The 14,762-nt window shown below is 67.1% G+C and carries 13 protein-coding genes and 1 pseudogene; 11 read left to right on the forward strand and 3 right to left on the reverse strand.

Features of this window, described 5'->3' with window-relative positions:
- The 6 genes from secA to VFW69_RS00395 form a co-directional block, all read left to right on the forward strand.
- Positions 1-2,433: preprotein translocase subunit SecA (secA, locus tag VFW69_RS00370; RefSeq protein ID WP_526497001.1), on the forward strand; the 2,433-nt coding region annotated here is incomplete at its 5' end.
- 65 nt (positions 2,434-2,498) lie between these two features.
- Positions 2,499-3,245, forward strand: a complete 747-nt coding sequence (locus VFW69_RS00375; protein WP_526497003.1) for a hypothetical protein — start codon at positions 2,499-2,501, stop codon at positions 3,243-3,245.
- Positions 3,246-3,278: 33 nt separating this feature from the next.
- Positions 3,279-4,838 (forward strand): HD domain-containing phosphohydrolase, encoded by a 1,560-nt coding sequence (locus VFW69_RS00380; RefSeq protein WP_526497005.1) that lies wholly within the window; start codon positions 3,279-3,281, stop codon positions 4,836-4,838.
- A 48-nt stretch (positions 4,839-4,886) separates the two neighbouring features.
- Complete coding sequence (gene mddA, locus VFW69_RS00385) at positions 4,887-5,651, forward strand: methanethiol S-methyltransferase (protein WP_526497007.1); 765 nt, start codon at positions 4,887-4,889, stop codon at positions 5,649-5,651.
- A 104-nt stretch (positions 5,652-5,755) separates the two neighbouring features.
- Positions 5,756-6,238, forward strand: a complete 483-nt coding sequence (locus VFW69_RS00390; RefSeq protein WP_526497009.1) for a cation:proton antiporter regulatory subunit — start codon at positions 5,756-5,758, stop codon at positions 6,236-6,238.
- Positions 6,239-6,242: 4 nt separating this feature from the next.
- Positions 6,243-7,400 carry a cation:proton antiporter gene (locus VFW69_RS00395; RefSeq protein ID WP_526497011.1) on the forward strand — a complete coding sequence of 386 codons (1,158 nt, stop codon included), beginning with the start codon at positions 6,243-6,245 and terminating at the stop codon, positions 7,398-7,400.
- 14 nt (positions 7,401-7,414) lie between these two features.
- On the opposite strand, the gene VFW69_RS00400 is transcribed toward VFW69_RS00395, so the two are convergent.
- Complete coding sequence (locus tag VFW69_RS00400; RefSeq protein ID WP_526497023.1) at positions 7,415-7,933, reverse strand: Rv3235 family protein; 519 nt, start codon at positions 7,931-7,933, stop codon at positions 7,415-7,417.
- Positions 7,934-8,188: 255 nt separating this feature from the next.
- On the opposite strand from VFW69_RS00400, the gene VFW69_RS00405 reads away from it, so the two are divergent.
- The 5 genes and pseudogenes from VFW69_RS00405 to VFW69_RS00425 all read left to right on the forward strand — a co-directional run bounded on the left by VFW69_RS00405 (position 8,189) and on the right by VFW69_RS00425 (position 13,251).
- Positions 8,189-9,610, forward strand: coding sequence for a WS/DGAT/MGAT family O-acyltransferase (locus VFW69_RS00405; protein WP_526497013.1), 1,422 nt, complete (start codon positions 8,189-8,191; stop codon positions 9,608-9,610).
- Between the two features lie 41 nt (positions 9,611-9,651).
- Positions 9,652-9,921, forward strand: a pseudogene (locus VFW69_RS00410) (polyphosphate kinase 2); the annotation flags it as partial.
- A gap of 124 nt (positions 9,922-10,045) precedes the next feature.
- A complete protein-coding gene (locus VFW69_RS00415; RefSeq protein WP_526497015.1) occupies positions 10,046-10,576 on the forward strand; it encodes a DUF6912 family protein in 531 nt (176 codons plus the stop codon).
- A gap of 135 nt (positions 10,577-10,711) precedes the next feature.
- Positions 10,712-11,872: a ferredoxin reductase gene (locus tag VFW69_RS00420; RefSeq protein ID WP_526497025.1), complete on the forward strand. Its 1,161-nt coding sequence runs from the start codon at positions 10,712-10,714 to the stop codon at positions 11,870-11,872.
- A 95-nt stretch (positions 11,873-11,967) separates the two neighbouring features.
- Positions 11,968-13,251: a fatty acid desaturase family protein gene (locus VFW69_RS00425; RefSeq protein WP_526497017.1), complete on the forward strand. Its 1,284-nt coding sequence runs from the start codon at positions 11,968-11,970 to the stop codon at positions 13,249-13,251.
- A gap of 151 nt (positions 13,252-13,402) precedes the next feature.
- Here VFW69_RS00425 and VFW69_RS00430 read toward each other — a convergent pair whose 3' ends face one another.
- Positions 13,403-14,227, reverse strand: coding sequence for a hypothetical protein (locus VFW69_RS00430; protein ID WP_526497019.1), 825 nt, complete (start codon positions 14,225-14,227; stop codon positions 13,403-13,405).
- Positions 14,224-14,762: TetR/AcrR family transcriptional regulator (locus VFW69_RS00435; RefSeq protein ID WP_526497021.1), on the reverse strand; the 539-nt coding region annotated here is incomplete at its 5' end. The genes VFW69_RS00430 and VFW69_RS00435, both read right to left, overlap by 4 nt.

A 14,762-nucleotide genomic window follows, 5' to 3' on the forward strand; every position in this document is an offset into this window, starting at 1 on the left:
CGCGACGCCGAGTGGATGGGCCGGGTGCACCGCTTCCTCGGGCTCAACGTCGGCGTGATCCTGTCCGGCATGACGCCCGAGGAGCGCCGCGCCTCCTATGCCGCCGACATCACCTACGGCACGAACAACGAGTTCGGCTTCGACTACCTGCGCGACAACATGGCGCACTCGCTGGCCGATCTGGTGCAGCGCGGGCACAACTTCGCGATCGTCGACGAGGTGGACTCCATCCTGATCGACGAGGCCCGCACCCCGCTGATCATCTCCGGGCCGGCCGACGGAGCGTCGAACTGGTACACCGAGTTCGCCAGGCTGGCGCCGCTGATGGAGAAGGACACCCACTACGAGGTCGACCTGCGCAAGCGCACGATCGGCGTGCACGAGATCGGCGTCGAGCTCGTCGAGGACCAACTGGGCATCGACAACCTGTACGAAGCCGCCAACTCGCCGCTGGTCAGCTACCTCAACAACGCCATCAAGGCCAAGGAGCTGTTCCAGCGCGACAAGGACTATATCGTCCGCGACGGCGAGGTCCTCATCGTCGACGAGTTCACCGGCCGCGTGCTGATCGGCCGCCGCTACAACGAGGGCATGCACCAAGCCATCGAGGCCAAGGAGCACGTCGAGATCAAGGCCGAGAACCAGACGCTGGCCACCATCACGCTGCAGAACTACTTCCGGCTCTACGACAAGCTCGCCGGCATGACCGGTACCGCCCAGACCGAGGCGGCCGAGCTGCACGAGATCTACAAGCTCGGCGTGGTCCCCATCCCGACCAACAAGCCGATGGTGCGCGCCGACCAGTCCGACCTGATCTACAAGACCGAGGAAGCCAAATACATCGCCGTGGTCGACGACGTCGTCGAGCGCTACGAAAAGGGCCAGCCGGTGCTGATCGGTACCACCAGCGTCGAGCGCTCGGAATACCTGTCGCGACAGTTCCAGAAGCGCCGCGTGCCGCACAACGTGCTCAACGCGAAGTTCCACGAGCAGGAGGCGACCATCGTCGCCGTCGCCGGGCGCCGCGGCGGCATCACGGTGGCCACCAACATGGCCGGCCGCGGTACCGACATCGTGCTGGGCGGCAACGCCGACTTTCTCACCGACCTGCGGCTGCGTGAGCGCGGCCTCGACCCGGTCGAGACGCCCGACGAGTACGACGCGGCCTGGCACGAGGAACTGCCCAAGGTCAAGGAGGAGGTCAGCGACGAGGCCGCCGACGTGATCGAGGCCGGTGGCCTGTACGTGCTCGGCACCGAGCGCCACGAGTCGCGCCGCATCGACAACCAGCTGCGCGGCCGCTCCGGCCGGCAGGGCGACCCTGGCGAGTCGCGGTTCTACCTGTCGCTGGGCGACGAACTCATGCGCCGGTTCAATGGTGCCGCGCTCGAGGCGATGCTCAACCGACTGAACCTGCCCGACGACGTGCCCATCGAGGCCAAGATGGTCACCCGCGCGATCAAGAGCGCCCAGACCCAGGTGGAGCAGCAGAACTTCGAGGTCCGCAAGAACGTCCTGAAGTACGACGAGGTGATGAACCAGCAGCGCAAGGTGATCTACGCCGAGCGCCGCCGCATCCTCGAGGGCGAGAACCTCAAGGAGCAGGCGCTGGACATGGTCCGCGACGTGGTCACCGCCTACGTCAACGGCGCGACCGTCGAGGGCTACGCCGAGGACTGGGACTTACAAGCTTTGTGGACGGCGCTGAAGACGCTGTACCCGGTGGGCATCGACCATGCGCCGCTGACCCACCACGACGCCGACTCCGACCGCGACGACCTCACCCGCGAGGAATTGCTCGAGGCGTTGCTGAAAGACGCCGAAAACGCCTACACCACAAGGGAAGCCGAGCTCGAGGAGATCGCCGGCGAGGGCGCGATGCGCCAGCTGGAACGCAACGTGCTGCTCAATGTCATCGACCGCAAATGGCGCGAGCACCTTTACGAGATGGACTACCTCAAGGAGGGCATCGGGCTGCGCGCGATGGCGCAGCGCGATCCGCTGGTGGAGTACCAGCGCGAGGGTTACGACATGTTCATGGCGATGCTCGACGGGATGAAGGAGGAGTCGGTCGGGTTCCTGTTCAATGTCACGGTCGAGGCCGTGCCCAGCCCGCAGGTCGCGCCGGTCGAAGCGCCGGAGGGGCTGGAGGAATTCGCCACGGCGGCGGCCGTCGGTGCCGAAGGCAGCACCACGACGGCCGTGCGCGACGAGGCGCCAACACAGTTGCGCGCCAAGGGGATTGACAACGAGGCGCCGGCCATGACCTACTCCGGCCCGTCGGAGGACGGCTCGGCGGCGGTGCAGCGCAACGGCGGCGATGGCAAGGCGCCGGCCGGGGTGCCCGGGGGTGCGAGCCGTCGCGAGCGCCGCGCGGCGGCGCGGCAGCAGGGCCGTGGCACCAAGCCGCCCAAGTCGGTCAAGCGGCGCTGACGCAGCACGCGATTTGAGGCATCCGCCTCATGCGCCGCGTGGGTGGTCGCGCGGACCATTCGTGGATGACCAGTTTGCGCACCCCGCTCGACGCCGCCACCGCCGTCCTGCAGCACCCCGTCCTGCCAGCCGGAAGTGACGAACGATTCGTCGGCTTCGGCGTCATGGGGCTGCCGTTCGCCAGTGGACACTATTTGGCACTGCGGCAGTTTCCGGCGACGTCGTTCTCGCCCGGCTATCGGTCGGTGTGGCATCGCGACCCCGACGGTGTGTGGACGTTTTACGCGACGACGCCGGGACCGCAAAGCTGCGCCCGTTTCTTCAGCGCGGCCACCCCGCACGACGCGGTCCGATGCGACATCGACGTCGCCTGGGTCACCCCGTGGTCGCTGTTCGTCGCGATCCCGAATCTGCTTGCCTGGCATATCGATATCCACGCCACCGCATCGACGCGACTGATGAGCGCGGTCGGCTTACGGTTGCCGGCGCGCGCGTGGACCAACCGGGCGGCCCTGGCCGTTCTCGGCCGGATCGCCGGCCCGACCCTGCGCGCCGGGCGCGTCCGGCTATCCGGAATAGCGCCGAACGGCCAGCGATTCATGATCGCGCCCGCGCGGGTGTGGGCGGTTGCCCATTCGCGTGCGGTGCTGCGTGATGTGGACCTGGGACCGTTGGGACCGCTGCACCGGCAGGCGCGGCTGGGCGGCTTCCGGCCGCCACAACGCGGCGTGTTCGCGGTGGGCTCCGGGCATTTCGAGACGTTCGACGCGGCGCGACATCAGGCGGTGCGGCGCACTATCCCAATCGGGTGACCCGGCAGCGATCAGCTGGGCACAATGACCCTCATGTCGGAGCCTGAATTACCGACTCGCGCGGAGTTGCTGGCGGCGTTGTCGGTCGCGATCGACCTCGGCCTTGGCCAGCCCGCCGAGCACATGCTCCGGGCGGCGCTGATCGCGACCAGACTGGCCGACCGGCTCGGCCTGGATAGGAACCAGCGCGACTGCACCTACTACACGACCCTGATCATGTGGATCGGCTGCCACGCGGACTCCCACGAATATGCGCGGTGGTTCGGCGACGACATCGCCGTGCGCCACGACTCGTATTTGGTCGACTGGTCCGGGATTCCCTACCTGCGCTTCCTGGCGAGCAACGTTGGCCGCGGCCAGCCTTTGGGCCATCGGCTGAGCGTGATGGCAACGCTGTTTGCCAACGCGCGCGGTCACATCTCCCGATTGATCCACTCGCACTGCGCATCCGCGGCCCTGCTGGCCGACCGAATTGGCTTGGGCCCCAACGTTCAAGCCGCACTCGCATTCGCGTTTGAACGCTACGACGGCGGCGGGTTGCCCACCGGCGCCCGGGGCGAGGCCATCCCGATCCAGATGTGCATCGCCCAACTCGCCGACATGGTCGAGGTGCACCACCGCACCTACGGCGTCGCGGGGGCCGTCGCCATGGTGAGCGCCCGGCGCGGCGGCCAGTTCGATCCTCAGGTGGCCAACGCCTTCCTGCGTGATGCCGACGCGATACTGGCCGGCCCGCCGGCCGGCGATACGTGGGCGGCGGCATTGCGCGAGGCACCCGATCACCATCAGCGGCTCGACGACCAGTCGCTGGACGCGTTGCTTGTCGCGCTGGGCGACTTCGTCGACCTGAAATGCCCCTTCACGCTTGGACATTCCCGCGCGGTGGCCCGGCTCGCCGGCGAGGCGGCACTGGCCGCCGGCATCGACCCCGACGCGGTCGCACTGACCCGGCGCGCGGGCCACGTCCACGATCTGGGCCGCATCGGGGTGTCGAACCAGATCTGGTCGCGGCGCGGGCCGTTGAGCGCATCGGAGTTCGAGCGGGTACGCCTGCATCCCTATCTGACCGTGCGCATCCTCAACCAGGTTCCCGGCCTTGCGCGGCTGGCGGAGGTCGCCGGCAATCACCACGAATGCCTGAACGGGTCGGGATATCCGCGCGGTCTGCCCGGGGCCGCGCTGAGCCTGCCGGACCGCATTCTGGCGGCCGCCGTCTGTTACCAGTCCGCCTGCGAGCCAAGGCCGTATCGCGAACCGCTATCACCGGATGCGGCCGCCCACCGGCTGCGCGGGCGAGCACAGGCCGGTGAGCTCGAATCGGTCGCCGTCGAAGCGGTGCTGCACGCGGCGGGGCAACCCGCGCAACGGCCGGCCCTGCGGCCGGACGGGCTGACCCCCCGGGAGATCGAAGTGCTGTGCCTGGTCGCACGCGGCGCGTCCAACAAGGAGATCGCGGCCTCGCTGGTGATCAGCGAGAAAACCGCCCGCAATCACGTCGAGCGAACGTACGCCAAGATCGGCGTCTCGAACCGCATCGGCGCCAGCATGTATGCCCTGCAGCACGGGCTGGTGCATCCGGTACCCGGAAAATGAGGCAATCGCCCCATGTTCTTGACGGCCGATCAGGCGCACAATCAGCTAATGAAGCGTTACCTGACGGTCGGCTACGGCGCGGCCGCTTATCTGCTCTTTCTTGCCGTATTTCTGTATCTGGTCGCGTTCCTGGGCAACTTCTGGGTGCCGCGAACGGTCGACCATGGGCTGTCGGCGCCCATCGGCCAGGCGGTGTTGGTCAACATGGTGTTGCTCGGTCTGTTCGGCCTCCAGCACAGTGTCATGGCGCGGCCGGGGTTCAAGGCGCGGTGGACGCGATTGGTGCCGCCGTCGATAGAGCGCAGCACCTACGTGATGCTGTCCAACGTTGTGCTGGTGCTGCTCTACTGGCAATGGCGAACAATGTCGGCCGTCATCTGGGAGGTGGAACTACCGCTCGGGCGCCTGGCGTTGTGGACGCTGTTCTGGCTCGGCTGGGCGATCGCCCTGGCGTCGACATTCATGATCGACCATTTCGACCTGTTCGGACTCCGGCAGGTGTATTTGGCTTGGCGCGCAAAGCCGTACTCCGACCTTGATTTCCACGTTCGGTACTTTTACCGACTGGTGCGTCACCCGCTCATGCTCGGTTTCGTCATCGCCTTTTGGGCGGCGCCCACCATGACGGCCGGGCATCTGCTCTTCTCGATCGCGATGACGGGTTACATCCTGATCGCCACGCAATTCGAAGAGCGCGACCTGGTGGCTGCGCTGGGCGACCAGTATCGCGACTACCGCCGCCAGGTGCCGATGCTGCTGCCGCTAGGGCGCCGCCGGCGCGGTGGCCCGACCCAACCGGCGGAGCTGCATTAGCTTTCGATCAGCGCGAGGCGGCGCCTTGATGACACGCTCGACGCTGATCGCGTTTCCCTGCATCCGCTCACAGTAGCGCCGGGTGACCTGTCAGGATTGACGGTATGGATGTCAAGGAGGTGTTGCTCCCCGGGGTCGGTCTTCGCTACGAATTCACCGATCAGAAGGGTGACCGCATCGGCATCATCGCGCGGCGCAGCGGCGATTTCGACCTGGTCGTGTATGCGCGCGAAGATCCGGACGAGGCCCGGCCGCTGCTCCACCTCAGCGATCAGGAGGCCGAGGCCGTGGCCCAGATCCTGGGGGCGCCGCGGATCGCCGAGCGGTTCACCGAGCTGGCCCGCGAAATCCCCGGACTCGAGACGGGCCAGGTGCACATCCTGGCCGGCAGCCCCTTCGTGGATCACCCGCTGGGAGACACCCGGGCCCGCACCCGCACCGGCGCGTCCATCGTGGCGATCGTGCGCAATGAGGAAGTGCTCGCCTCGCCCGGGCCCGCCGAGATGCTGCACGCCCAAGACGTTTTGATCGTGATCGGCACCGAAAACGGCATCGCGGGCGTCGAGAAGATTATCGACAAAGGCTGAGCCGGTGCAGATTTCGGGGACGCTGCTGTTGCAACTCGGCGCCCTCCTGACCACTCTGGCCGTATTGGGTGCCGCCGCACGGCGATTCGCGTTGTCGCCCATACCGGTGTACCTGCTGGCGGGCCTGGCGCTGGGCAACGGCGGCATTCTGCCAATGGCCGCCGGAGGGCAGTTCATCACCACCAGCGCACCCATCGGCGTCGTGTTGCTGCTGCTCACCTTGGGCTGCGAGTTCTCGGTGGCCGAATTCTCCAGCAGCATGCGCCACCACCTGCCGTCCGCGGGCGTCGACATCGTGCTCAACGCCGCGCCCGGCGCAATCGCCGGTTGGCTACTGGGGTTGGACGGCGTGGCCATCCTGTGCCTGGCCGGCGTCACCTACATCTCCTCGTCGGGCGTCATCGCACGGCTGCTGGAGGACTTGCATCGGCTCGGCAACCGGGAGACGCCGGCGGTGCTGTCAGTGCTGGTGCTCGAAGATTTCGCGATGGCCGCCTACCTGCCGCTGTTCGCGGTCCTGGCCTCGGGCGGCGGATGGCTGCACGCCGTCGGCGGCATGGTCGTGGCGGTGGGCGCTTTGATGGCGGCGTTCGCCGCGTCCTACCGGTGGGGCCACCACGTGGACCGGCTGGTCGAACACCCCGACTCCGAACAGCTCATGCTGCGGGTGCTGGGCATCACCCTGATCGTCGCCGCCATGGCCGAGTCTCTGCATGCGTCGGCCGCGGTCGGTGCGTTCCTGGTCGGCCTCACCCTGACCGGCGAGACGGCCGAGCGGGCACGCCAGGTGCTGAGCCCCTTGCGGGACCTGTTCGCCGCCATCTTCTTCCTGGCGATCGGCTTCTCGGTGGACCCGCACGAGCTGGTTCCGATGGTGCCGGCGGCACTGATCCTGGCGGCGGTGACCGCGGCGACCAAGGTGGCCACCGGGATGTTCGCCGCCCGGCACGACGGGGTGGCGCGGCGCGGGCAGCTGCGGGCGGGCGCCGCGCTGATCGCCCGCGGTGAGTTCTCGTTGATCATCATCGGTTTGGCCGGCAAGTCGCTGCCCGCGGTCGCCGCGCTGGCGACGTCCTACGTTTTCATCATGGCGATCGTGGGGCCCATCCTCACCCGCTACACCGGCGGCCCGCGGGCCGCCGGCGCCGCACAGGTGAACTGACCCGGTGGCCGCGGTCACCCGATGTGCAGCGCCACCACCATCCACCGGGTTGCGCCCGCAGCGGTGACCTGCTCGACCCGGCAGGCGATGGCGTGCATCCGGTTCCCACGGCTGTAGGAACCGAAGACCTCGGCCGCCGAATCCGGCTCACGGTGACCGGCCGGCTGCAGCCGCATGCGGCGCAACACGGCTGCGTCACGATTACGGCTCGCGGCCGAACGGCCAACCGCGGCCACCGAATCCACCAGGCTCGGCGCCAGCAGCGGATTCAACTGGGTGGCGGGACGGCGGCGGTCGATGACTTCCAGCACCCGGCGCAGCGCGGCATCGGCGAAGACGGCTGCCTGACGCAACCGCGGAGACATTACCGCGCCTGGATCCGATGGTGCCGGCGCCCTGCTGGGCTGCCCGGTGTAGAACCGCGGCGGTGCGTGGCTGCTGCGGCGGCGCAACGGCGGGCGGGGGGATTGCCTGCACTGCGGGACGGTCTGCGGCACGTCCTGCGTCGGCGGCTCGTAGTCGACGACTGGTATGACGGTGAAAGCGTCAGATGGATTAGCAACAGGGCTACTGCTCAACGCGCACTCTCCAACCTTCGGCCGGACCGGAAGCCTGCTGGAGAGGGGCAGACAGTGGTTAGTCAGGGTCATCATGGCACAACTCGGCGGGACGCGTACCCACGCTGATTGGTGCACGGCCACACGATTACCGTGGGCGGGACATCGGGCCCTAGGCCCCAGGGGGCCCCGAGCGCACGGGCGACGAACCGACGAGGAGGACAGCGCCGCATGGTAAGTCGCTTGTCCCCGGCGGACGCGTCGTTCTATCGCCTGGAGAACACCGCGACTCCCATGTACGTCGGATCGCTGTCGATCCTGCGCCGCCCGCGTGCCGGCCTGAGTTACGAGGCGCTGCTGGCCACCGTCGAGCAGCGGCTGCCACAGATACCGCGCTACCGGCAGAAGGTTCGGGAAGTGCGGGTCGGCACGGCCCGGCCGGTGTGGCTGGACGACAACGACTTCGACATCACCTATCACGTGCGGCGCTCGGCGTTGCCCTCTCCGGGCAGTGACGAGCAGCTGCACGAGCTGATCGCGCGGCTGGCCGCGCGGCCGCTGGACAAGTCGCGCCCGCTCTGGGAGATGTACCTGGTCGAAGGCCTGTCCCAGAACCGGTTGGCCCTCTACACCAAGTCGCATCAAGCGCTGATCAACGGCATGTCGGCGCTGGAGATCAACCACGTCATCGGCGATCGGACCAAACGCCCGCCGCCTTTCCCCGAGGACATCTGGATACCGGAGCGCGATCCCGGCAGCACCCGGCTGATGTTGGGCGCGATCGGTGAATGGGTCACGGGTCCGGGCGCCCAGCTGCAGGCCGTCGGGTCGATGATCGGCGGTCTGGTGACCAATCACGGCGAGCTGCTGGACGCCGGCCGCCGGGCCGTCGACTTGGTGCGCACGGTGGCACGGGGGACCGCGCCCAGCAGCCCGCTCAACGCCACCGTGTCGCGGCACCGGCGCTTCACGGTCGCGCGGGGCAGCCTCGACGATTACCGCACCGTGCGTGCGCGCTACGACTGCGATGTCAACGACGTGGTGCTCGCCGTCATCGCCGGCGCGCTGGGCAACTGGCTGATGTCACGGGGGGTGGCGGTGACGTCGAGCGCGACGGTGCGGGCGATGGCGCCGCTGCCGGTATATGACGACGGCAACCTCGACTCGAGCGGGCCCGGTCAGGCGATCAGCCAGGTGATGCCGTTCCTCGTCGACCTGCCGGTGGGAGAGCCCAACGCCGTGGTGCGGCTGTCGCAGATCGCGCACGCGACCGAGTCGAACCCGACGGCCGCCCAACTGGTGGACGCCAGGACCATCGTCACGCTGTCGGGCTTTGCCCCACCGACGCTGCACGCCATGGGCATCCGGGTGGCGACCAATTTCCCGAGCTTCTCCAAGCGCACGTTCAACCTGTTGATCACCAACGCGCCGGGCGCCCAGTCGCAGATGTACATCGCCGGCACCAAACTGCTCGAGACCTATGCGGTGCCGCCGCTGCTGCACAACCAGGCGCTGGCCATCGGCGTGACGTCGTATAACGGCGAGCTGTATTACGGAATCAACGCCGACCGCGAGGCCATGAGCGATGTCGACGTGCTGCCCGGACTCCTGCACCAAGCGCTCGAAGAACTGCTGGAGGCTTCCCGGTCCTAGCCGGCGGTGAAAACCACTGCGTGGGGCTATTATTCGTTGCTGTGAGCACCGCGAAAAATGACGGCGCGCCGGCGAAGCCGAACAAGAAGTCGGCTTCCCGGGCCGTGCCCAAGATTTCTGATGACGTCTACGAAGCCGAATTGTTCCGGCTGCAAACGGAATTGGTGAAGCTGCAGGAGTGGGTGCGGTATTCCGGGGCGCGGCTGGTGGTGTTGTTCGAGGGCCGCGACGCCGCGGGCAAGGGCGGTGCCATCAAACGGATTACCGAATACCTCAGCCCTCGGATCGCACGCGTCGCCGCGCTGCCGGTGCATGTCCACCCGCCCAAGGTCAAGCTGCCGGACCGTCCCGTTGTCAGTGGTAACTACCAGCGCCCGCCGCGCGAGCGCTCGACGTACGTCGACGACTACGCGGCCACGCTGAGCTAGCCCGCCCATGCCGGTCGTCTATATCCCCGCGACGCTGCCCATGTTGGCGCAGCTCGTCGCCGACGGCTCGCTGTGGCCGGTCAACGGCACGGCATTCGCGCTGACGCCGAGGTTGCGCGAGGCCTACGCCGAAGGCGACGACGACGAGCTCGCCGACGTGGCGCTGCGCGAGGCGGCCCTGGCGTCGCTGCGGCTGCTGGCCGCCCGGGAAACAGAAGCAGCGGAAGGGGCCGATGCGTCATCGGGGTCTCCGCCGCCCCGGCGCGCGGTTCTGGCCGCCGACGTCGAGGACGTCACGTACCGTCCCGACCTCGACGACGCCGTGGTCCGACTCTCCGGGCCGGTGCCGATCGAGGACGTGATCGCCGCCTACGTCGACAACGCCGGGGCCGAACCGGCAGTGGCGAAGGCCATCGAGGCCGTCGACGCCGCCGACCTGGGCGATGAGGACGCCGACCTGATCGTCGGCGATGCGCAAGACCACGATTTGGCCTGGTACGCCAACCAGGAGCTGCCATTTCTGCTGGAGCTGATGTGACGCCGATGTGAGCGATCCGCGCCACAGCGCTAGCTACGACACCGTAGGTTACGGTACCGTAGGTTTCGTGAAGCGCACAGAATCGATCACAATGTGAGCGCAAGCCAAACGACACATCGTGAGCAGGAGCTTCCCCTGGGCAGACGTAACCCATCGATCACGGGCAACGTCGTCGACACCACGCGACCGGTTGTCGCCGGCGCGGACCGGCATCCAGGCTGGCACGCGCTGCGCAAGCTGGCCGCGCGCATCACGACGCCGCTGTTGCCCGATGACTATCTGCACTTGGCCAATCCGCTCTGGTCGGCGCGCGAACTGCGGGGCCGGATCGTGCAGCTGCGCCGCGAGACGGAAGATTCCGCGACCCTGGTCATCCAGCCGGGCTGGGGCTTCAACTTCGACTACCAGCCGGGCCAGTACATCGGCATCGGACTGCTGATGGACGGGCGCTGGCGCTGGCGGTCGTATTCACTCACCTCGGCTCCGGCCGGCGGAAGCGCGCGCTACGGCACCGGTTCGGCCCGCACCGTGACCATCACCGTGAAGGCGATGCCGGAGGGGTTCCTGTCGTCGCACCTGGTGGCGGGTGTCGAGCCGGGCACCATCGTCCGGCTGGCCGCGCCGCAGGGCAACTTCGTGCTGCCCGACCCGGCGCCCACGTCCATCCTGTTCCTCACAGCCGGATCCGGGATCACCCCGGTGATGTCGATGCTGCGCACCCTGGTGCGCCGCAACCAGATCGGTGACATCGCCCACCTGCACTCGGCGCCTACCCAATCCGACGTCATGTTTCGGGCCGAGCTGGCCGCGCTGGCTGCCGAGCATCCCGGCTATCGGATGCAGCTGCGCGAGACGCGCGCCCAGGGCCGGCTCGACCTGTCCGTGCTGGACCGGGAGGTGCCGGACTGGCGCGAACGCCAAACCTGGGCCTGCGGGCCGGAAGGCATGCTCGCCGAGGCCGAGCGGGTATGGGCGGCCGCGGGCATCGGTGAGCGCTTGCACCTCGAGCGGTTCGCAGTGTCCAAGGCCGCGCCCACCGGTGCCGGCGGCACGGTTACCTTCGCCCAAAGCGGACGCACCGTAGCTGCCGACGCGGCGACGTCGTTGATGGATGCGGGTGAGGGCGCCGGGGTGCAGATGCCCTTCGGGTGCCGCATGGGGATCTGCCAGTCGTGCGTGGTCAGCCTGGTGGAGGGCCACGTCCGCGATCTGCGGACCGGTCAGGAGCATGACCCCGGGACCAGGGTGCAAACATGCGTGTCGGCCGCGTCCGGCGATTGCGTGCTCGACATTTAAAGGTTACTCACAGGTAACCTACGGCCTCGTAGGTTACGATAGCGTAGGTCTGGAACGTTAAGACCAAACAATCGACCGCAAGGGAGAAAAAGACGATGGCGATCACCGACGTCGACGTATTCGCCCATCTGACGGACGCCGATATCGAAAGCCTGGCCGTTGAGCTCGACACCATCCGCCAGGACATTGAAGACTCTCGCGGGACGCGCGACGCTCGCTACATCCGCCGCACCATCGCGGCCCAGCGCGCGCTGGAGGTGGCGGGCCGGCTGATGCTGACCGCCAGTTCGCGGCGCTCCGCCTGGTGGGCGGGGACGGTGACCCTGGGCGTGGCCAAGATCGTCGAGAACATGGAGATCGGCCACAACGTCATGCACGGCCAGTGGGACTGGATGAACGACCCCGAGATTCACTCCTCGACGTGGGAGTGGGACATGAGCGGGTCGTCCAAGCACTGGCGCTACACCCACAACTTCGTGCACCACAAGTACACCAACATTCTCGGGATGGACGACGACGTCGGCTACGGCCTGCTGCGCGTCACCCGCGACCAGCGCTGGAAGCGCTTCAACATCCTCAACCTGGTGTACAACACACTGCTCGCGCTGCTCTTCGAGTGGGGAGTGGGCCTGCAGCACGTTGAGCTCGGCAAGATGGTGAAGAAGCGGATGGGGCAGGACGAGGCCCGGCAAAGGACAGAAGAGTTCTTGGCCAAGGCCGGTCGGCAGGTGCTCAAGGACTACGTCGCGTTCCCCGCCTTGACCTCGTTGTCGCCCGGCGCCACCTACATGTCGACGTTGAAGGCCAACGCGCTCGCGAACGTGATTCGCAACGTGTGGGCCAACGCGGTGATCTTCTGCGGCCATTTCCCGGACGGCGCAGAGAAATTCACCAAGACCGACATGATCGGCGAGACCAAGGGGCAGTGGTATCTGCGTCAGATGTTGGGTAGCGCCAACTTCGAGGCCGGCCCGGCGCTGCGATTCATGAGCGGCAACCTGTGCCACCAGATCGAGCACCACCTGTACCCCGACCTGCCGAGCAACCGGCTGCACGAGATCTCTGTGCGGGTGCGCCAAGTCTGCGACAAGTACGACTTGCCTTACACCACAGGCTCTTTCCTGTTCCAGTACGCCAAGACGTGGCGCACGATTGCCAAGCTCTCGCTGCCGAACAAGTACCTGCGCGACGACGCCGACAACGCGCCGGAGACCCGCAGCGAGCGGATGTTCGCCGAGCTGGAGCCCGGCTTCCCGGGCACCGATCCGGCGACCGGCCGCCGCCGGGGCCTGAAGTCCGCGATCGTCGCCGTGCGTGCTTGGCGGCGTGGCAAGCGGGCAGCCGCGCCCCGCCCTGCCGACGACGATCTGGCCGCCTGACTGGCGGGCTGCCCGGCTAAGGCCTGGCCAGTGAACCGCAGCACGCCGAACGTGTTCTGTTGGCGCATATTTCGTTGATTTTGCGCCCTCAGTGCACGCTCGGCGCGACCTGAGCTAGCTGTTGCGGAATGAGTGTCGGCATCTCGGAGTCTCAGGGGTGGGTGACGAGATAGGTCTCGTTGTCCAGGTCGGCGGTGAGTTCCTCTACATCGAAGGGGCGGTCCAGCCGCGCGTGCAACGCCTTCGGATCGATCAGCAGGATTATTTCTGCGGTCTGACGGGCGAAGAGCCGGCCGATCAGTGGATAGATTCGACGCATGATCGCCCGCTCTACGGATGTGCAGCGCGAAGCGCAGTAGCCGACATGCCCGATTTCGTCGGTGAGGATTTCGCTGTAGAGCAGTTCGATTCGTTCGGCGACTTGGGGTTCGTCGGCGAAAAGCCGTCTGCCGGCGCGGCGTAATTCGTCGAATATGATGCACCCCGCCATTTCTGCGGCTCCGACGAACATGAAGCCGAGCCGTTCGGGCAGGAAGACATTTGCCTTGACGAACTGGCGCATCACGAAGGATGGCGGCACGACCTGGAAGGTCAGATCGAACGCGTCGAGGGCGTACGCCAGGAGCCGGGTGTGGTAGTGCTCTTCGAGTTCGAGGTAGACGTTCTCGGGCGGCAGGCTTTCGTCGCTGTTGCGTCCGTAGGTTTCACCCAGTCCCACGCCGAATCGCTCCGCCTGATTCAGCTTTGCGGTTGCCAGCAGGAAGAGCATCTTGCCGTCCAGGCCGGGTTCGGGTCGCCGGCGGCGCAGGTTGCGCAGGAAGGTGGCGCGGTCGGCCGGATGAGCCGACCGGATGGGATTCGCTTCGAGGTCGGTGAAGAACTGCTCGCGGTTGGCCAGCCGTCTGTTGAGCAGATCGGCCTCGCCGTCACGCTTGGCAAGAAAGTCCCGGTAGCCCTCGATGCCCGTGTGATTCATCGCTTCTCCATCCCTTTGACAATCGTTGTCACGTAATGGCCTAACAGCGCTGCATCGTGGGCCCCGGTGGCCAGCAGCGCGAAAAGTCCGGTGAGGAAGAACGTTGCGAGTTCGGCGGCGTCGACGTCGGAGTTGACCTGCCCCGCGTCTTGGGCTCGACTGATGACGCCCACCAGAAATTGTCCGAGCGGATGCTGCGCGAACTCGTCTTCGACCGGACGGGTTGAGGAGAAATGCAATCCGAGCATGTCCCGAAATACCGTTTCGCCCAAGCGGCTTTCGGCGCTGAGCACGTGAGGCACGAGTTGGGAGAGCACCGATGCCAGTTCTCCCTGGGCGTCGCCGAGTTCGCTGATGATCCGGGTCTCCTCGACGCGCTCCACCTCGATGAGCACGTGTTCCTTGGTCGGGAAGTGGAAATAGAACGTCCCCCGGGCCACGCCGGCATCGGCAACGATCGCGCTGACATCGGCGGCGGCCACGCCGCGCCGTGAGATCTCGGTCAGTGCCGCGTCGAACAAGCGGGCGCGGGTTT

Source organism: Mycobacterium sp., assembly GCF_036273375.1.
Lineage (GTDB): Bacteria > Actinomycetota > Actinomycetes > Mycobacteriales > Mycobacteriaceae > Mycobacterium.